The sequence below is a fragment of the Thalassococcus halodurans genome, from assembly GCF_900108225.1.
GTDB lineage: Bacteria > Pseudomonadota > Alphaproteobacteria > Rhodobacterales > Rhodobacteraceae > Thalassococcus > Thalassococcus halodurans.
In genome coordinates this window covers 403,095-420,680 of the sequence record NZ_FNUZ01000003.1, presented here as the reverse complement: position 1 = coordinate 420,680, position 17,586 = coordinate 403,095, and the positions used below count along the sequence as shown (strand labels likewise).

General features: G+C 57.4%; 18 protein-coding genes. 8 read left to right on the top strand and 10 right to left on the bottom strand.

From position 1 onward, the window contains the following. Nucleotides 1-23 precede the first annotated feature (23 nt). From hydA to C4S59_RS11895, 5 genes are read left to right on the top strand one after another with little or no spacing between them, the layout of a single operon-like run. On the top strand, nt 24-1,478 hold the full coding sequence (gene hydA / locus C4S59_RS11915) for a dihydropyrimidinase (RefSeq protein WP_103910721.1): 1,455 nt from the start codon (nt 24-26) through the stop codon (nt 1,476-1,478). 45 nt (nt 1,479-1,523) lie between these two features. Beyond that, nucleotides 1,524-2,300 carry an ABC transporter ATP-binding protein gene (locus tag C4S59_RS11910; protein WP_103910720.1) on the top strand — a complete coding sequence of 259 codons (777 nt, stop codon included), beginning with the start codon at nt 1,524-1,526 and terminating at the stop codon, nt 2,298-2,300. A gap of 1 nt (nt 2,301) precedes the next feature. After that, nucleotides 2,302-3,249: an ABC transporter permease gene (locus tag C4S59_RS11905; protein WP_103910719.1), complete on the top strand. Its 948-nt coding sequence runs from the start codon at nt 2,302-2,304 to the stop codon at nt 3,247-3,249. After that, entirely contained in the window at nt 3,246-4,097 is an 852-nt protein-coding gene (locus tag C4S59_RS11900; protein ID WP_103910718.1) for an ABC transporter permease, read from the top strand. The genes C4S59_RS11905 and C4S59_RS11900 overlap by 4 nt, the downstream gene beginning before the upstream one ends. A gap of 45 nt (nt 4,098-4,142) precedes the next feature. Further along, nucleotides 4,143-5,138 (top strand): ABC transporter substrate-binding protein, encoded by a 996-nt coding sequence (locus C4S59_RS11895; protein ID WP_103910717.1) that lies wholly within the window; start codon nt 4,143-4,145, stop codon nt 5,136-5,138. A 52-nt stretch (nt 5,139-5,190) separates the two neighbouring features. Here the strand turns inward: C4S59_RS11895 and C4S59_RS11890 are convergent, their stop codons facing one another. The 6 genes from C4S59_RS11890 to pip form a co-directional block, all read right to left on the bottom strand. After that, a complete protein-coding gene (locus C4S59_RS11890) occupies nt 5,191-5,808 on the bottom strand; it encodes a TetR family transcriptional regulator C-terminal domain-containing protein (RefSeq protein WP_103910716.1) in 618 nt (205 codons plus the stop codon). 124 nt (nt 5,809-5,932) lie between these two features. Next, the gene (locus C4S59_RS11885; RefSeq protein WP_103910715.1) at nt 5,933-7,477 is read right to left on the bottom strand and encodes an ABC transporter substrate-binding protein; all 1,545 of its coding nucleotides are present in this window, start codon (nt 7,475-7,477) and stop codon (nt 5,933-5,935) included. Between the two features lie 69 nt (nt 7,478-7,546). Beyond that, complete coding sequence (locus C4S59_RS11880) at nt 7,547-9,196, bottom strand: ABC transporter ATP-binding protein (RefSeq protein WP_103910714.1); 1,650 nt, start codon at nt 9,194-9,196, stop codon at nt 7,547-7,549. 3 nt (nt 9,197-9,199) lie between these two features. Next, a complete protein-coding gene (locus tag C4S59_RS11875) occupies nt 9,200-10,372 on the bottom strand; it encodes an ABC transporter permease (RefSeq protein WP_103910713.1) in 1,173 nt (390 codons plus the stop codon). Further along, nucleotides 10,369-11,364 carry an ABC transporter permease gene (locus C4S59_RS11870; RefSeq protein WP_103910853.1) on the bottom strand — a complete coding sequence of 332 codons (996 nt, stop codon included), beginning with the start codon at nt 11,362-11,364 and terminating at the stop codon, nt 10,369-10,371. Before C4S59_RS11870 ends, C4S59_RS11875 begins: the two co-directional genes overlap by 4 nt. 113 nt (nt 11,365-11,477) lie before the next feature. Then, nucleotides 11,478-12,458 carry a prolyl aminopeptidase gene (gene pip / locus C4S59_RS11865; protein WP_103910712.1) on the bottom strand — a complete coding sequence of 327 codons (981 nt, stop codon included), beginning with the start codon at nt 12,456-12,458 and terminating at the stop codon, nt 11,478-11,480. Nucleotides 12,459-12,507: 49 nt separating this feature from the next. Here pip and ubiG point away from each other — a divergent pair, with 49 nt between their 5' ends. Then, on the top strand, nt 12,508-13,251 hold the full coding sequence (gene ubiG, locus C4S59_RS11860; protein WP_103910711.1) for a bifunctional 2-polyprenyl-6-hydroxyphenol methylase/3-demethylubiquinol 3-O-methyltransferase UbiG: 744 nt from the start codon (nt 12,508-12,510) through the stop codon (nt 13,249-13,251). On the opposite strand, the gene C4S59_RS11855 is transcribed toward ubiG, so the two are convergent. The 4 genes from C4S59_RS11855 to C4S59_RS11840 are packed head-to-tail and all read right to left on the bottom strand — an operon-like array spanning nt 13,248 to nt 15,531. Then, nucleotides 13,248-13,688 carry a MarR family winged helix-turn-helix transcriptional regulator gene (locus tag C4S59_RS11855; RefSeq protein ID WP_200813215.1) on the bottom strand — a complete coding sequence of 147 codons (441 nt, stop codon included), beginning with the start codon at nt 13,686-13,688 and terminating at the stop codon, nt 13,248-13,250. The genes ubiG and C4S59_RS11855 overlap by 4 nt on opposite strands. Then, nucleotides 13,681-14,520 carry a carbon-nitrogen hydrolase family protein gene (locus tag C4S59_RS11850; RefSeq protein ID WP_103910709.1) on the bottom strand — a complete coding sequence of 280 codons (840 nt, stop codon included), beginning with the start codon at nt 14,518-14,520 and terminating at the stop codon, nt 13,681-13,683. Before C4S59_RS11850 ends, C4S59_RS11855 begins: the two co-directional genes overlap by 8 nt. Continuing rightward, complete coding sequence (gene grxC, locus C4S59_RS11845; RefSeq protein ID WP_103910708.1) at nt 14,517-14,774, bottom strand: glutaredoxin 3; 258 nt, start codon at nt 14,772-14,774, stop codon at nt 14,517-14,519. The genes C4S59_RS11850 and grxC overlap by 4 nt, the downstream gene beginning before the upstream one ends. Nucleotides 14,775-14,802: 28 nt before the next feature. After that, complete coding sequence (locus C4S59_RS11840) at nt 14,803-15,531, bottom strand: ComF family protein (protein ID WP_103910707.1); 729 nt, start codon at nt 15,529-15,531, stop codon at nt 14,803-14,805. Nucleotides 15,532-15,546: 15 nt separating this feature from the next. Here C4S59_RS11840 and C4S59_RS11835 point away from each other — a divergent pair, with 15 nt between their 5' ends. Further along, entirely contained in the window at nt 15,547-16,368 is an 822-nt protein-coding gene (locus C4S59_RS11835; RefSeq protein WP_103910852.1) for a methyltransferase domain-containing protein, read from the top strand. A gap of 56 nt (nt 16,369-16,424) precedes the next feature. Further along, on the top strand, nt 16,425-17,489 hold the full coding sequence (gene hemH, locus C4S59_RS11830) for a ferrochelatase (protein WP_103910851.1): 1,065 nt from the start codon (nt 16,425-16,427) through the stop codon (nt 17,487-17,489). Nucleotides 17,490-17,586 lie beyond the last annotated feature (97 nt).

The window sequence follows — 17,586 nt, the reverse complement described above, 5'->3', positions numbered from 1 at the left end:
TCAATGATCCGAGGAGTATTTCCATGACCACTGTGATCAAGAACGGAACGGTCGTCACGCACGACCTGACCTACAAAGCAGATGTTCTGATTGAGAACGGCCAGATCATTGAAATCGGGCAAGGCCTTTCGGGTGATGAGGTATTGGACGCCACAGGCTGCTACGTAATGCCGGGTGGTATCGATCCGCACACGCATCTCGAGATGCCGTTTATGGGCACATACTCCAGCGATGATTTCGAAAGTGGCACGCGCGCGGCGCTGTCCGGTGGCACCACTATGGTTGTCGACTTCGCGCTGCCGTCGCCGGGTCAGGGCCTGCTGGACGCGATCCAGATGTGGGACAACAAATCGACCCGTGCGAATTGTGACTATTCCTTCCATATGGCCGTCACGTGGTGGAGCGAACAGGTCTTTGATGAAATGGAAACCGTGATCAAGGATCGCGGTATCAACACCTTTAAGCATTTCATGGCCTACAAAGGCGCATTGATGGTCAACGATGATGAACTTTACGCATCGTTCAACCGTCTCGCCGATCTGGGCGGCATCGCCATGGTGCACGCTGAAAACGGCGATGTGGTTGCAGAATTGTCCGCCAAGCTTCTGGCAGAGGGCAACACAGGCCCCGAAGCCCACGCCTATTCCCGCCCCCCGCAGGTCGAAGGCGAAGCAACCAACCGCGCGATCATGATCGCCGATATGGCGGGTGTGCCGCTCTATGTTGTCCACACCTCTTGCGAGGAATCCCACGAAGCGATCCGCCGCGCCCGCCAGCAGGGCAAGCGCGTTTGGGGTGAACCGCTGATCCAGCACCTGACCTTGGACGAAAGCGAATACTTCAATACTGATTGGGACCATGCCGCGCGCCGCGTCATGTCGCCCCCGTTCCGCAATAAACAGCATCAGGATAGCCTGTGGGCCGGTCTTCAGTCCGGCTCTCTTTCCGTCGTGGCAACCGACCACTGTGCATTCACGACCGAGCAGAAACGCTATGGCGTCGGTGACTTCACAAAGATCCCGAACGGAACCGGCGGGCTTGAGGACCGAATGCCGATGCTTTGGACATACGGTGTAGGCACAGGCCGCCTGACCCCGAACGAATTCGTCGCTGTAACCTCGACCAACATCGCGAAAATCCTGAACTGCTATCCGAAAAAAGGCGCGGTTCTGGTTGGTGCGGATGCAGACCTTGTTGTTTGGGACCCTGAGAAGGAAAAAACCATCACCAGCAGCACCCAGCAGTCTGCAATCGATTACAACGTGTTCGAGGGCAAAAAGGTTAAAGGCCTGCCGCGCTACACGCTGACCCGTGGACAGGTTGCCGTGATGGATGGCGAAATCAAGACGCAGGAAGGCCATGGCGAGTTCGTCAAACGTGAGCCCAACACGCCTGTGAACCGCGCCCTCAGCACTTGGAAAGAACTGACCTCGCCCCGTCCGGTCGAGCGAACAGGAATACCCGCAACCGGTGTTTGATCTGTAAACCCATCCCCAGCCAGACACCCAAGCAAGGAAGACCCTATGAAGACCCCTGTGATTCAGGCCAAGGACCTGAACCTCACGTTTGAAACGAATGACGGACCTGTCCATGCGCTGAAAGGCGTGAACCTTGATATCCAGCAGGGCGATTTTGTTTCCTTCATTGGGCCGTCTGGCTGCGGCAAGACCACGTTTCTACGCTGCATCGCGGGCTTGGAAACTCCCACCGGCGGGTCACTGACCGTTAACGGCATGTCGCCCGATAACGCGCGTAAGGCCCGCGCCTACGGCTATGTGTTTCAGGCCGCGGGTCTGTACCCGTGGCGCACCATCGGCGGCAACATCCGCTTGCCGCTGGAAATCATGGGCTATTCCAAACAAAAGCAGGCCGAGCAGGTTCAGCGCACGCTGGAGCTGGTCGACCTTGCGGGTTTCGAAAAGAAATTCCCATGGCAGTTGTCTGGCGGCATGCAGCAACGCGCGTCTATCGCGCGCGCGCTCGCCTTTGATGCCGATATCCTGCTGATGGACGAACCCTTTGGCGCACTGGATGAAATCGTGCGCGACCACCTGAACGCAGAACTGCTTAAGCTGTGGGACCGCACAGGTAAAACTGTGGGCTTTGTCACCCACTCGATCCCCGAGGCCGTGTTTCTTTCGACCAAAATCGTCGTCATGTCGCCGCGTCCTGGCCGGATCACCGATGTGATTGAAAGCACGTTGCCCCGTGAACGCCCCTTGGAAATTCGCGATTCAAAGGAATTCATCGAGATCGCTCACCGTGTCCGCGAAGGCCTGAAGGCAGGATCGGAGGTCTAGGATGAAGCGCCTATTGCCAGTCCTGACCGTGGTGATCGCGCTTCTGGCGGTGTGGTATATCGCCTGTATCCCGATGAACGTGAAAGAGGTGCTGACAACCGCCGAACGCGCAGGTGTCACCATTGACCCGCCCAGCGCGGCTGAACGGCGCGATATGGGGCATCTGGCGCTGGTTTTGCGCAATACCGATGCCTTAAGCGGAAGCTGGTCACAGGACCGCGCACGCCTGCCTTCGCCGCACCAGATCACCGCCGAGCTTTGGAAAAGCACGTGGGAGGAAGAGGTCAACGGACGTCGCGGCATCGTTCGCTCGGGCAGCCTGTCGAAGCGGTCTTTGATCTATCACGGCTGGATCACTCTCAGCGCCACGTTTGTCGGTTTTCTGATTGGTGCCGGTCTGGGCGTCTTGCTGGCCGTCGGCATTGTGCATTCCCGTGTCATGGATATGAGCGTGATGCCATGGGCGATCATCAGCCAGACCATCCCCATCGTCGCGCTCGCGCCCATGATTATCGTCGTGCTGTATTCTGTCGGCATCAACGGACTGATCCCCAAAGCCATCATCAGCGCATACCTCAGTTTCTTTCCTGTCGTCGTGGGTATGGTCAAAGGCCTGCGCGCACCGGATCACATGCAGTTGGACCTGCTGAAAACCTACAACGCCACAAAGTCCCAGACCTTCTGGAAATTGCGCCTGCCATCCTCAGTGCCTTACCTGTTCACGTCGCTGAAAATCGGTATCGCGGCGTCTTTGGTGGGTGCCATTGTGGGCGAACTGCCGGTTCAACGCGGCGGCCTTGGCGCACGCATGTTGGGCGGGTCTTACTATGGTCAGACAGAACAAATCTGGGCAGCGCTGTTTGTTGCCGCAGGTATGGCCGCGCTTCTGGTATGGCTGATCGGCTGGCTTGAAAAGCGGACGCTGACAAGAATGGGGATGCTGACATGATCCTTGTTGTTCTTGCCTTCATCTTCTGGATCGCCGCGTGGGGCCTGAATGGCTATCTGGCCAACGGGCCTTTCGCGAAACAGCGTTGGGTGTCGATTGCTGTGCCTGCAATTTTTGGCGTCACCATTCTTGTATGCTGGGAACTGATCGTGCGTGGTGCGGGGGTTCCGGCTGTAATCCTGCCGCCGCCTACACAGATTGCCAGCACTCTGGTTGCCAATCTGGACGTGGTCTGGGGCGATTTCGTTCAGACGTTCGTCAAGGGTGCGCTGTCCGGCTATCTGATCGGGTGCGGCGCGGGCTTCCTTCTGGCGATCCTTGTGGATCGTTACCAGTTCCTGCGCGAAGGTCTGCTGCCTGTTGGCAACTTCATGGCCGCCCTGCCGATCGTTGGGACTGCACCCATCCTTGTGATGTGGTTCGGTTTCGACTGGCAGTCCAAGGCGGCAGTCGTTGTCATCATGGTTTTCTTCCCGATGCTGGTGAACACCGTTGCGGGCTTGCGCGACACGACGGCCATGCAGCGCGATCTGATGCGCACCTATGGGGCGGGCTATTTCCAGACGCTCTTCAAACTGCGCCTGCCCGCCGCGATGCCGTTTATCTTCAACGGTCTGAAAATTACCACCACCTTGGCCCTGATCGGTGCGATCGTGGCCGAGTTCTTTGGATCACCGACACGAGGCATGGGGTTCCGTATCTCGACTTCGGTCGGTCAACTGGCGCTGGACATGGTCTGGGCCGAAATTGTCGCCGCCGCAATAGCTGGCAGCCTTTTCTATGGCGCGGTGACTTTCCTCGAACAACGGGTGACATTCTGGCACCCCAGTCAGAGGGCAAAACAATAAGTTCAGGCTGCGATGCTAAAACGCATATCCGACTAGGAGGTCGACATGAAAAATTACATCTACGCTGCAGCGGCTGCACTGGGGCTGGCAAGCCCAGTTATGGCTGCAAGTCATCTCGAAGACGTCACGCTTCAGCTGAAATGGGTCACGCAGGCCCAGTTCGCGGGCTACTATGTGGCGCTTGAACAGGGTTTCTACGAAGAAGAGGGCCTGAACGTCACCGTGCTGCCCGGTGGCCCTGATATCGCACCGACCCAAGTCATCGCAGGTGGCGGTGCGGATGTAACCGTTGAATGGATGCCCGCCGCGCTGGCTGCCCGTGAAAAGGGCCTGCCGCTGGTGAACATCGCACAGCCGTTCAAATCCTCTGGCATGATGCTGACCTGCTGGGGCGATGTGGGCATCGAAGGACCCGAGTCGCTGGTGGACCGCACGCTGGGCGTCTGGTTCTTTGGCAACGAATTCCCGTTCCTCAGCTGGATGGCGCAACTTGGCATCGAAACAGATGGTAAAGACGAAAACGGTGTCGAGGTTCTGAAGCAGGGCTTCAACGTGGATCCGCTGCTTCAGCGTCAGGCGGACTGCATTTCCACCATGACCTATAACGAATACTGGCAGGTCATCGACTCGGGCGTGTCGCCCGACGAACTGGTCACCTTCAAGTACGAAGATCAGGGCGTCGCCACACTGGAAGACGGCCTTTACGTGCTGGAAGAAAACCTTGCTGATCCGGCCTTCAAAGACAAAATGGTGCGTTTCGTGAAGGCCTCGATGAAGGGCTGGAAGTGGGCCGAAGAAAACCCCGAAGACGCAGCCATGATCGTTCTGGATTATGACGAGGCCGGCGCACAGACCGAAGAACACCAGATCCGCATGATGGGCGAAGTGGCCAAGCTGACAGCAGGTTCGAATGGCGCGCTTGATCCGGCGGATTATGAGCGCACAGTTCAGACGCTTTTGGCGGGCGGTTCCGATCCGGTTATCACGGTCGAGCCGACCGGTGCCTACACTCTGGATATCACAGACGCGGCTCTGGAATAATCAGCAAGCAAGATAAACAAAAACGCCCCGTTTGTTCGGGGCGTTTTGCGTTTCAGGTGTTCGGATCAAGCAGTTTGCGGAACACCATATCCAGGAAAATTTCTGCCCCTTTGAACGGGTCTTTCTTGCCCAGAATTGCCCTGATTTGCACTTCGAAATCGGCGTAGTGCTGCGTCAGCGCCCAGATCGAAAAGATCAGGTGCACGGGATCGACCTTGGCAATTTTGCCCTCTGCGATCCAGCCGTCGATGATTGCGGCCTTTTCATCGACCAAATCCTTCAGCCCGCCTTCCATTATTTCCGTCAGACGTGGCGCACCTTGCAGGGTTTCGTTGGCAAACAGGCGGCTTTCGCGCGGCATCTCTTTGCTCATCTGCAGCTTGCGTTGAACGTATTGCAGCAATTCTTCGCGCGGCTCGCCGGTCGCATCGATGTCGCGAAGCGGTTGCAGCCAGATATCCAGCAAGTCCACCAGAAGCGTGCGGTGGATGTCCTCTTTGCTTGAAAAATAGTAGATCAGGTTCGGCTTGGACAGGCCCGCCTCAGAAGCGATTTGATCAAGCGTAGAGCCGCGAAACCCGTTCTGGGAAAAAACCTCAAGCGCGGCATCCAGAATACGTTTGCGGTTGCGCAACTGAATGCGGCTAAAGGTTTTTTCGGGTTCTGTCATAGGTCTATTCCATACAAGTAGGCAAAATCTAACAGCCCATCCGGCCAAGCGCGAGACCTAACAAAGAAAAACGCCCTGCCAGTGTGGCAGAGCGTCCTATCATTTCAGCAATCAGGTCGCGAAATCAGGCATTCCACCAGCGTTCTGCCAGACGCGAGTTGTCCATCTGCCAAAGGTTGCCGACGTTCTCGGGTGTCGCGATCTTGTTCGATACGGCCTGAACCCAGTTCGCAAACATCGGGATAATCACGCCACCTTCGTCACGCAGGATCATCTGCATTTCGGTGTATTGATCGCGGCGTTTGCCACTGTCGAGTTCGGCACGAGCGGTGATCAACAGTTCTTGGAAACGCGGGTGATCCCAGTGGCTGTCGTTCCACGGTGCGCCGGCGGCATAGGCGGATGTGAACATCCAGTCCTCGGTCGCCCGACCAGACCAGTAGCATGCACACCACGGCTTTTTCAGCCAGACGTTCGACCAGTAGCCATCTGCGGGTTCCTGAACCACGTTGATGTTAACGCCACCCCGCGCAGCCGATGCCTGATACAACTGCGCCGCATCAACCGCGCCTTCAAAGGCGGCCGAGGATGCGGAAAGATCGACGTTGATGGAATCCATACCGGCCTGCTTCAGATAGAACTTGGCCTGATCGGGATCGTAGGGGATCGGGTCCAGTTCGGCCATGTACTGGTTTGCAGGGCCGATCGGGCTGTCTGCCGCAACGCGACCGTGACCCATAAGAACCTTATCCAGCATCTCCTGACGGTTGATGCCGAATTTCAGCGCCTTGCGTATGTTCACATCATTGAACGGCTCAAGGTCTGTCAGCATCGGGAAAGTAAAGTGCTGGTTACCGGTCACTTCCTGAATGCGGACATTCGGGTTCGCTTTCAGCAGCGCTTCGGTTTTGAAATCGATCCGGTTGATCGCATCCACCTGACCGGTCAGCAGGGCATTCATCCGTGCTGTATTGTCGTTAATCGCGATGTATTCGATTTCGTCGAACCAACCGGCGCGGCCGTCTTTGTAGTGGTTTTCCACCCGTTCACCGACAAAGCGCACGCCAGGGTCAAAGGATTTGACGCGGTAGATACCTGTGCCGATGCCTTGGGCAATCGCCTCTTCGATCTGGCCCGCAGGATAGATCAGCAGGTGATAATCGGACATCAGGTAGGGGAAGTCGGCGTTGCCTGCTTCCAGCGTGAACTGCACCTGATGTTCCGTGATCTTCTTCATTTCCGTGATTGGGGCGACCAGCGGCTGCGCACCGGATTTCGCGCCCTCGGCGACGTGCATCTGAAGGCTTTCGATGACGTCGTCCGCGCCAAAGGACTTGCCATTGTGGAAGGTCACGCCTTTGCGCAGGTTGAACGTCCAGACCTTCGCGTCAGGCGTTGCTTCCCAATCCGTCGCCAGTTCGCCGATCAGGCTGCCGTCAGCGGCGACTTCGGTCAGGCTGTCGAACACCGCACCTTGCGCCGAGGCGTTCATGAACAGGTCGGAATGCGTACGACCGTCCCAGCTGTCGGATGTGTTGGCACCGGATAGACCGGCGACCAGACGACCACCACGCTTGGCGGTTTGGGCGCGTACCGGAAAACCGGTTGCTGCCAGAACACCGGCTGCGGCACCGGACTTCAACAATCCGCGTCTACTAATTCGTGTCATTTATCGTCTCCCTGTTTTTCCTCGGCGGGGGTCTCCCGCAATTTTGGTGCACTTCTTGGGAAGCGTCTTTCAGGCCATCTTGTCGGTGGCCATATCTCCTACGTTGTCACGACCGCGCTCTTCTAGCAGTTTGGTCAGCCAGTCAGGATCCATTTCCGGAACCGAACTCAGCAGCAGGTCAGTGTACGGATGGTGCGGCGGCGTGAACATGTCTGCCTTGGGGCCCTGTTCGATCACGCGTCCATCCTTCATCACGACAACATCATCCGCGATTGCGCGCACTGTGGCTAGGTCGTGCGTGATAAACATATAAGACAGTTTTAGCTCATCTTGTAGCTGTGCCAACAATTTAAGGATGCCTTCGGCGACAAGTTGATCAAGCGCCGAGGTCACTTCGTCGCAAATAATGAACTTGGGTTCGGCTGCCAAAGCACGGGCAATGCCCACGCGCTGCTTCTGTCCGCCGGACAATTCACTGGGCAAACGATCATAGAATTCAGAGGCCGGCAGTTCGATCTGATCCATCAACTGATCAACGCGCTTGCGCTTTTCTCGACCTTTCAGCCCCATGTAGAATTCCACAGGACGGGCGATAATTTCACCCACGGATTTACGCGGGTTCAGTGCCGTGTCCGCCATCTGATAAATCATCTGGATTTGCCGTAGCTGGTCCTTGGATCGCCTCCGGAAATCGGCAGGCAGCGCCTCTCCATCCAGTTCGACAGTACCGTTCGTGGGCGGCAAAAGCCCGGTGATACAGCGCGCCGCCGTGGATTTGCCCGATCCGGATTCACCGACAACGGCAACGGTCCGACCTTCATGGATGTCAAAGCTTACGTCATGCAGAACGGGCGTCTGGCCATAGGAAGCATTTACGTCTTTCAGGCGGATCACCGGTGTGGCGTCTGTCTGAATGGCGGGCTTGGCGGGGCGTTTAAAGCTGCGCACCGACCATAGGCTTTTGGTGTATTCTTCTTTGGGATGGGACAGCATTTCCTTTGTGCTGGCCTCTTCCACCTCTTCCCCGCGCAGCAGCACTTTGATGCGGTCGGCCATCTGCGCCACAACGGCCAGATCGTGGGTGATGTAGATCGCCGCCGTTCCGAACTGATCCACGATATCGCGGATCGCGGCGAGCACCTCGATCTGTGTGGTCACGTCCAGCGCAGTGGTCGGTTCATCAAAGATGATCAGGTCAGGACGACAAGACATCGCCATCGCGGTCATCGCCCTTTGCAACTGCCCGCCCGATACCTGATGCGGATAGCGAAAGCCGATTTCCTGTGGGTTCGGCAGGCGCAGGCGTTCATAAAGGCGAATGGCGTCTTCTTCGCTTTCGGCACGGCTCATGACGCCATGGCGCACAGGGCCTTCAACGTGCTGGTTGATCAGCTTGTGCGCTGGATTAAAGCTCGCGGCCGCAGACTGCGCGACATAGGCGATCCGTTTGCCCAGCAGTGCGCGTTTGTCTGGCAGTGACGCTTTGACCAGATCGACACCGTCGAACAACACCTCACCGTCGGTGATACGCACACCGTCACGAGTGTAGCCCATCGCTGCAAGGCCGACGGTGGATTTGCCCGCACCAGATTCCCCGATCAGGCCCAGCACCTCGCCCTTTTTCAGTTCAAGGTCGATGCCCTTGATGATCGGCATCCACGTTTCATCGGACCGGCCTTCGATCTTCAGGTTGGATATGCGCAGAAGGGTGTCAGACATCGCTTACTCCTTCAGCCCGGATGATTTGTGCAGCATCCAGTCCACCACAAAGTTCACCGCAACGGTCAACAATGCAATCGCGCCAGCGGCCATCAGCGGCAGCGCAGCAGCAAGCGGAGAGAAGGCGGCAAAGTTGATGAACTGCGCCAGATCACGCACCATCGTGCCCCAGTCCGCCAAGGGTGGCTGGATGCCGATACCAAGGAACGACAGTGCGGAAATCGTCAGGAAGACAAAGCAGAACCGAAGGCCCAACTCCGCCAGCAAAGGGGCCGTGGCATTGGGTAGAATTTCACGGAAAATCAGATAGCCCAGACCTTCGCCACGTAGCTTGGCGGCCTCGATGTAATCCATCACAACAATCGATTGGCCGACAGCGCGGGCAAGGCGGAACACGCGGGTGGAATCGATCAGCGCGATAATCAGAACCATGTAAACGGTCAGCAACCACTGCTGCGAACCCGCCCATGCGCTGGCGATTGTCATCAACAGCAAGGCAAAAATCAGCGACGGGATTGCCATCAGAACATCAACGATCCGCGATAGAATATTGTCCAGCCACCCGCCAAAAACAGCCGCCAGAAACCCAAGGCTGCCGCCTACAAGGAAGGCCAGACAGACCGTCGCAAAGGCGATACCGACGGTGTTCTGCGCGCCATAGATCAGGCGCGTCAGCAGATCGCGTCCGATCTGGTCTGTTCCCAGAAGATGCGCAGGGTCACCGCCCGTTGCGGGGTTGCCGCCTGGTAGGACGTTGACGTTCTGGAACACCTCGGCCTGACCGTAGGGCGCCAGTACGCCCGCAAAGATGGCGCAGATTGCGTAAATCAGGATCACCAGAAAGCCAAAGCTGGCGGTTAGCGGCATCTGGCGGAAAGCTTTCTTAGTCGCCTTGGTGCCAATCGTCCGGCCGAGCAAGCGGAAAGCATAGGCGGCGACCACGGAAATGGCCAAACCCTGCACAAACCAGCGGAAGAACACTGCGTTGGGCTGGAACCAGAGCCAGACACCAAACGCCAGAACAACAACGCCCAGCACATAGCCAAAGGCGACGGCCAAAGGCATATCGCGGAACAGCGGCTTGTTGCCAGACACCACCTGCGCCAGCTTTCGCAAAACCCAGCTGATCGCCAAAAGGGCCAAGAGCCCGCCTATGATCCAAAGCAACGTGATCATTTCGGATGCCTCAGGCGCGGGTTCGACAGGATCGACAGGATGTCCGCCAGAAGGTTCAGCAGGATGTAGACAGCCGCAAAGATCAGGCAGCAGGCCTGAACCACGGGAATGTCCCTGATCTTGACGCTATCGACGAACAACTGGCCCACGCCCGGATAGACGAAGACCACCTCGACCACGACAACACCCGTGACAAGGTACGCAAGGTTCAGCGCGACTACATTGATGATCGGGGCCAGCGCGTTGGGCAGGGCGTGATGCACGATCACGCGCATCGGCTTCATGCCCTTCAGACGCGCCATTTCGATGTAAGGGCTGGCCAGCAGGTTGATGATCGCCGCCCGCGTCATCCGCATCATGTGCGCTGTGACGACAAGGGTCAGGGCCAAAGCCGGCAACATGGTTTTTTCCAACCGGTCGCTGAACGCCATGCCGTCATAAATGTTGGACAACGACGGTAGCCACGGGTTCAGAACAGCCAGAAACAAAATCAGGATGTAGGCGACAAAGAACTCGGGGCTTGAGATCGAAGTCAGCGTGAACACGTTGCTGACCTTGTCAAAGGCCGAGTTACGATACAGCGCAGCCAAGATGCCAAGCCCTATGGCAAAAGGCACCGCAATGACGGCGGTGACGCCAGCCAAGAACAGGGTGTTTTTGATGCGCGGGGCGATCTGGTCGGCAACAGTGGTGCGTGTGCCTGAATCCTCGCCCACAAAGCTGGCAAAGTTCGCTTGGGCGAACGACGTGCCCAAATCCCCCTGCAAGACACCCGCAAGCCATGTGAAGTATCGTGTGATCGGTGGTTGATCCAAACCCAGATCGCGGCGGATGGCAGCGACAGCCTCGGGCGTGGCGCTTTGGCCAAGGATGGCTTGCGCAAAATCCCCGGGCAGCATGTTCACAGCAGTGAAGATGATGATCGACACGACGAACAGCGTTAGCAGGCCCAACAGCAACCTTTGGGCGATGATTTTCGGTACCGAATTCACGTGTTCTTCGTTGGTCTTGCCAATTGGGTTCTGGTGGACTCGCAGCGAAACACGGCAGGAATGGTACGTCAACGCAAAGACGACCAAATGCGACTTTTAATGTCGTTTTTAGACTAAGAGGTGAGGGTCTGCGCGAATTCATCCATAGCGCGGACAAGTTCGGCGCTGATGCCCGGCTCAGAGAGGGCGTGGCCCGCGTTGCGGACCATGCGCAGCTCGGACGCTTTCCAGCTTTCCGAAAGTTCCCACGCACGCTGCGGCGGGCAGATCATATCGTACCGGCCTTGCACAATGACGCCGGGAATGTGCTGGATGCGGTCGATGTTGTTCAGAATCCAACCGTCTTCCTCAAGGAAGCCGCGGTTGATGAAGTAGTGGTTTTCAAGCCGCGCAAAGGCGCGGGCATATTCGCCGGGCGCATCGCCGCCATTGCCGTTTGACGCAACCGACGCCAAGGCATTTTCCCACGACGACCATGCGCGCGCGAAATGGGTTTCGATCCGCAGATCGCCACTGAACAGGCGGCGATGATAGGCCCCGATCATGTCGTCGCGCTCTTCAGGCGGGATCAGGCGGGCAAAGCGCGCCCAAGTTTCCGGCCAGAACTGTCCGGCACCGCCGCCGTAGAACCAATCAAGCTCGGCCTGTGTCATCAGGAAGACACCGCGCAAAACAAGCGCACGAACCGACTCGGGATGGCTGATGGCGTAAATCAGCGCCAAAGTCGCACCCCAAGACCCGCCAAAGACAATGAACTTTTCGATCCCCAGCTCTTCACGGATGTGTTCGATGTCGGCGACCAGATCCCATGTGGTGTTCGCCGTGACGCTGGCATGGGGGCGCGATCGCCCGCAGCCGCGCTGGTCAAACAGGATCACGCGGTAGACAGACGGATCGAAATAGCGACGCATCGCAGGGCTACAGCCCCCGCCCGGTCCGCCATGCAGAACGATCACGGGGATGCCCTCTGGATTTCCGCACTGTTCGACATAGATGGTGTGTCCATCAGAAACGGACATCATCCGCTGATCGAACGGATCGATCGGCGAATAAAGATACTGAACTGCGCGTTTTTGGCCCAAGTCTTTGTCCATAGCCTAGCTATATGAGACAAGCAGGGCAGATGACCATGGGATTCTCGACATGACCGACACTCAAACCACAGTTGACCCGGCAGAAGTTGCTAAATTCGAGGCAATGGCCGCCGAATGGTGGGACCCGAAGGGCAAGTTCAAGCCGCTTCATATGCTCAACCCCTGCCGGCTGGATTATATCACATCGCAGATCGCGGCTGAATTTGATCGTGATCTGTCGGCGGAATCGCCCTTTGCCGGTCTTCGGTTGCTGGATATCGGCTGTGGGGGCGGTTTGCTGTCCGAACCTATGGCACGTCTTGGGGCCACTGTTGTGGGCGTGGATGCTGCCGAACGGAATATTCCCGTGGCGCAGGCGCATGCGGCGCAGTCCGGTCTGGACATCGACTATCGCCACAATACGGCCGAAGCGCTGGCCGCGGCGGGTGAACAGTTCGACATCGTTCTGAACATGGAAGTCGTCGAACATGTGGCCGATCCGCTGGCCTATCTGACGGCCTGTGCGCAGCTTTTAAAATCTGGTGGGCTCCACATCTGTTCGACCCTGAACCGCAATCCGAAAAGCTTTATGATGGCGATTGTCGGCGCCGAACATGTGATGCGCTGGCTGCCCAAGGGCACACATGAATGGTCCAAATTCATCACGCCGGACGAACTGTTCGATCTGCTGTCAAAGTCGGGTGTCACGCCCGTGGATCGTAAGGGGATGGTGTTCAACCCGATCACGTGGTCATGGTCGCTGTCTGACCGCGATCTTAGCGTCAACTACGTGACGGCCTCGGTCAAACCCTAGGTCGTTGTTTCCAGCTTGACCCGCAGGTCGCGCAGCACGGGCAGCGCGGCCCGCACCTTATCATCGCCCAGATCAGCCACAGTTTCGTTGATCAACGGCGTGATTGCCGCCAACGCCGCATCCCGGGCCTGTGCCCCCGCTGGGCTGATCGCAACCAGTTTGCGGCGTGCGTCATCCCAATCGGGGCGGATGTGCACGTAGCCGGCGATTTCCAGTTTGGACAGCGTGTTGGTCATCGCGCCGCGGGTGACATGAAAGCTTTTGGCCAATTGGGCGGGCGTGCGTTCATCACCGATGCCCGCCAAGTGGTTAAGTACCGAAAAATGCGAGATTTCCATTTTGTTCGGCAAAACCCTCGTCAGCCTGTTTCGCAACAGCTGATCGGCAGTCAGGATTTCACTGATCAGCGAAATCGCAAGGGCGTTCTGTTCACTCATCAGGTCCTGAAAACGTCCTGTCGTGGGTCAATGCGGGTATCTTACTCCGCGCTTTCTGCACGTCGCTAACGTCCAGATCAACCACGAAGACCCCGGTGTCCGTTCCTGCGTCCAACAAAACGTCGCCCCAAGGCGAAACCACCATGGAATGCCCATAAGTTTTGCGGGTCGGGCCGCGGCCGCTGCTGTGCGTGCCTGTTTGGGCTGGGGCGATTACGAAACATCCGGTTTCAATCGCACGGGCGCGCAATAGCGGTTCCCAGTGCGACGGGCCAGTCGCGGTCGAGAACGCAGATGGCACTGTGAGGATGTCTGCGCCCGCTTTGGCCAACGCGCGATACAGATATGCGAAGCGCAGATCGTAGCAAATCGACATGCCGACTTTGCCAAACGGCGTGTCCGCGACAACCGCGCGGTCCCCCGGCGCATAGCCCGAAGATTCGCGGTAGGTTTCGGTTTCCGAGACTTGCACATCGAACATGTGCATCTTGTCGTAGTGCGCCGCGATCTGGCCTTTGTTGTTGATCAGGAAAGACCTGTTGGCAAAACGAGTTTCTGGTGGGTTGGATTTGACGGCAAGCGACCCCGCCAGAACCCACAGACCCATGTCATTGGCTGCATCGCGAAGGCCTGCCAAAACAGGGCAATCTGCCTGCGGTCTAAGCACTTCGTTCTGGTGGGTGCGCGAACCGGATAGGCAGTTGGTGACCTCGGGCGTCAACACCCACTCGGCACCTTGGGCTTTGGCGTTTGCCATCATGTCGCGAACCATGGTCAGGTTCGCGACGGGATCGTCCGAAGACGTGATTTGTAGAAGGGCGACCTTGCTCACGCGGCCAGAAGCGGATCGAGCTTGCCTGCGCGATCCAGCGCATAAAGGTCGTCACATCCGCCAACATGCGTTTCGCCGATAAAAATCTGCGGCACAGTGCGGCTACCGTTGGCACGCTGAAGCATTTCAGGTTTGCGATCTGGGTTAGCGAAGACGTCGATTTCGGTGAATGTTACGCCCTTATCCGTCAAAAGCTTTTTGGCGGCGTGGCAAAAGCCACATAGGGGCGAGGTGTAGATTTCAACAGGCTGCATTGGGTTCTCCGTCACGGTTCTCCCTGATTTAGGTATCTTTTCCCACGCGCGCTAGTGCGACAACGCGCACTTCGGCTGCTTTTGCTGTGAAACAGGCTTCGGTTGCGGCGGCCAGGGTCGCGCCGGATGTCATCACGTCATCCACAATCAGGATGTTTCGGCCTTCAATCATTGCGGCCCTTTTGGGGTTTGCTGTGATCGCATTGGTCAATGTCGCAAAGCGTGCATCACGGTTTTTGCCATCAAGGCTTTCGGTGTGCCGAACACGCATCAATGCATCGCCACAGAATTGATGGCCGGTGCGTTTGGCCAGTGCGTTTGCCAGAAGTCCCGACTGGTTGTAGCGCCGTTTCAACAGCCGCCATGGATGTAGCGGCACAGGTATGATCAGTGTGTCGTTCTCCATCAACTCGCGGGCTGCACGGGCCATCCAGATTGCTGCAGGGCCGACAATGTCGTGCTGGTCACCGTGCTTCAACGCCAGAACCAGTTTGCGCCCTGTGCCGCGGTACTGAAAAACGCTGCGGCCAGCACCCCAAGGGCGGGATATCCGCAGGCAGTCATCACAGGTTTCGCCCGTGTCGCTTTCCCCGGGTAGCGGCGTTCCACACTTCCCGCAGGTCAGCCCCGCGATAAACGACGTATCACGCCAGCAGTCACCGCACAGACCCATGGTATTTTCCACCAAACCACCGCAGCCAAGGCAGCGGGGCGGGTAAATGATCGCAAGTGTCCTTTGCACCCAAGGGCTTTGCATCCTATGTCCTTCGCCATGTCAGACCAGAATCACATCACTGATCGCGCCGCTTTGCTGATGCACCGCGCCCGTGTCACGGACCCGTCCGCCTTGTTCCTGCATCAGGCCGCAGCCGAGGATGTTCAGGATCGCCTGAGCATGATTAACAGAACCTTTACCAAGGTCGCCGTGGTCACTCCTTTTGCCGATGTGTGGCGAGGGGCGTTTCCGGATGCGGTTTGTGTGGCCGACGATGACATACTGAGGCTTGAGCCCGGCGCACATGATCTGGTGATCCACGCTATGGCGCTGCATTGGGCGAATGATCCGGTCGGTCAGCTGATCCAATGCCGTCGTTCGCTTCAACCTGATGGTCTGTGCCTTGTCCCCTGTTTCGGGGGCAACACGCTGACGGAATTGCGGGCTGCGCTCGGGCAGGCGGAAATCGAGGTGACAGGCGGCCTTAGCCCGCGTGTGGCCCCGATGGGCGATATCCGCGATCTGGGTGCTTTGCTGCAACGTGCGGGCTTTGCCATGCCTGTGGCCGACTCAGCGACGATGACGGTTCACTACGACAGTGCCCTGCATCTGATGCGCGATCTGCGGGCGATGGGCGAAACGAATGCCCTGAACGCCCGCCTGAAAACTGTCACGCAGCGGGCCGTCCTGCTGAAAGCATCCGAGATTTACGCAAATTCCTATGCCACCGAAGATGGCCGGATTCCTGCAAGCTTTGAAATCGTTATGCTGTCTGGATGGGCCCCTGATGAAAGCCAGCCAAAGCCGCTTCGGCCTGGTTCTGCGTCACAACGGCTCGCTGATAGCCTTGGAACCTTGGAAATTCCGTTGAAAGATTGACCCACACGTCAGGCAGTATACTTAGGCGTTAAAGGACAGGAAGGAACATGCCGCCCATGCTGGATGCATCGAACAAAGCCGTTTGCCCGGTACACGCACCCACCGACCACCCCAAGATTATGCCAGGTAAAGTCGGCATTCTGCTGGCGAACCTCGGGACGCCCGACAATTATGACTACTGGTCGATGCGTCGCTATCTGAACGAATTCCTGTCTGACCGTCGCGTCATCGACTACAGCCCGTGGCTGTGGCAGCCGCTTTTGCAGTTGATCATCCTGACCAAACGCCCGTTTTCATCGGGCGAGGCTTATAAATCGATCTGGAACGAAGAGCAGGGCGAAAGCCCGTTGATGACGATCACCAAGGATCAGACATCCAAAATCGCCGAGTCGATGCAGGCCCGTTACGGCGATCAGGTCATGGTCGATTTCTGCATGCGCTACGGCAATCCGTCCACGAAATCCAAAGTGCGCGAGATGATCGATGCGGGCTGCCGCCACATCCTGTTCTTCCCGCTGTATCCCCACTACGCGGGCGCGACGTCAGCCACGGCCAATGATCAGTTCTTCCGTGCCTTGATGGAAGAAAAATGGCAGCCGACGGTGCGTACCGTCGATCCGTATTTCGAACATCCGCTATATATCGAGGCGTTGGCCCAGTCGATCGAGACGGCCTATGCCAAGCTTGAGAAAAAGCCCGATATTCTGGTCTGCTCCTACCACGGCGTGCCGAAACGCTATCTGATGGAGGGCGACCCCTATCACTGCCAGTGCCAGAAAACGACTCGATTGCTGAAAGAGCGTCTGGGCTGGGATGACACGCAGATCACCACGACTTTCCAGTCAAAGTTCGGCCCCGAGGAGTGGCTGAAGCCCTACACCGTCAAAGAGGTCGCGCGTCTGGCTGAAGAAGACGGTAAGAAGAATATTGCCGTTTGTGCGCCTGCCTTCTCGGCCGATTGCATCGAAACGCTGGAAGAGATCAACGAAGAGATCAAGGAAAGCTTCGAAGAGGCTGGCGGTGAACATTTCACCTATATTCCCTGCCTGAACGACGACGCGGCCCACATCAAAGCGCTGTCTGCCGTCATCGAAGAAAACCTGAAGGGTTGGCTGGACTAAATCCAAAATGAGAGTCGCTGGCGCTTAATTTTTAGGCGCCGCGTTTCATTTCAGTATCCGGAAAAGAAAAAAGGCGGTGCAAATGCACCGCCTTTCT

Excerpts from the sequence above, each read along its gene's own strand:
- C4S59_RS11900 (WP_103910718.1), top strand. The coding sequence starts at position 3,246 with ATGATCCTTGTTGTTCTTGCCTTCATCTTCTGGATCGCCGCGTGGGGC.
- C4S59_RS11880 (WP_103910714.1), bottom strand. The coding sequence starts at position 9,196 with ATGTCTGACACCCTTCTGCGCATATCCAACCTGAAGATCGAAGGCCGG.
- hemH (WP_103910851.1), top strand. The coding sequence starts at position 16,425 with ATGCTGGATGCATCGAACAAAGCCGTTTGCCCGGTACACGCACCCACC.
- C4S59_RS11910 (WP_103910720.1), top strand. The coding sequence starts at position 1,524 with ATGAAGACCCCTGTGATTCAGGCCAAGGACCTGAACCTCACGTTTGAA.
- C4S59_RS11855 (WP_200813215.1), bottom strand. The coding sequence starts at position 13,688 with ATGAGTGAACAGAACGCCCTTGCGATTTCGCTGATCAGTGAAATCCTG.
- ubiG (WP_103910711.1), top strand. The coding sequence starts at position 12,508 with ATGACCGACACTCAAACCACAGTTGACCCGGCAGAAGTTGCTAAATTC.
- hydA (WP_103910721.1), top strand. The coding sequence starts at position 24 with ATGACCACTGTGATCAAGAACGGAACGGTCGTCACGCACGACCTGACC.
- C4S59_RS11885 (WP_103910715.1), bottom strand. The coding sequence starts at position 7,477 with ATGACACGAATTAGTAGACGCGGATTGTTGAAGTCCGGTGCCGCAGCC.
- grxC (WP_103910708.1), bottom strand. The coding sequence starts at position 14,774 with ATGCAGCCTGTTGAAATCTACACCTCGCCCCTATGTGGCTTTTGCCAC.
- C4S59_RS11835 (WP_103910852.1), top strand. The coding sequence starts at position 15,547 with ATGTCAGACCAGAATCACATCACTGATCGCGCCGCTTTGCTGATGCAC.
- C4S59_RS11875 (WP_103910713.1), bottom strand. The coding sequence starts at position 10,372 with ATGATCACGTTGCTTTGGATCATAGGCGGGCTCTTGGCCCTTTTGGCG.
- C4S59_RS11840 (WP_103910707.1), bottom strand. The coding sequence starts at position 15,531 with ATGCAAAGCCCTTGGGTGCAAAGGACACTTGCGATCATTTACCCGCCC.
- pip (WP_103910712.1), bottom strand. The coding sequence starts at position 12,458 with ATGGACAAAGACTTGGGCCAAAAACGCGCAGTTCAGTATCTTTATTCG.
- C4S59_RS11890 (WP_103910716.1), bottom strand. The coding sequence starts at position 5,808 with ATGACAGAACCCGAAAAAACCTTTAGCCGCATTCAGTTGCGCAACCGC.
- C4S59_RS11895 (WP_103910717.1), top strand. The coding sequence starts at position 4,143 with ATGAAAAATTACATCTACGCTGCAGCGGCTGCACTGGGGCTGGCAAGC.
- C4S59_RS11905 (WP_103910719.1), top strand. The coding sequence starts at position 2,302 with ATGAAGCGCCTATTGCCAGTCCTGACCGTGGTGATCGCGCTTCTGGCG.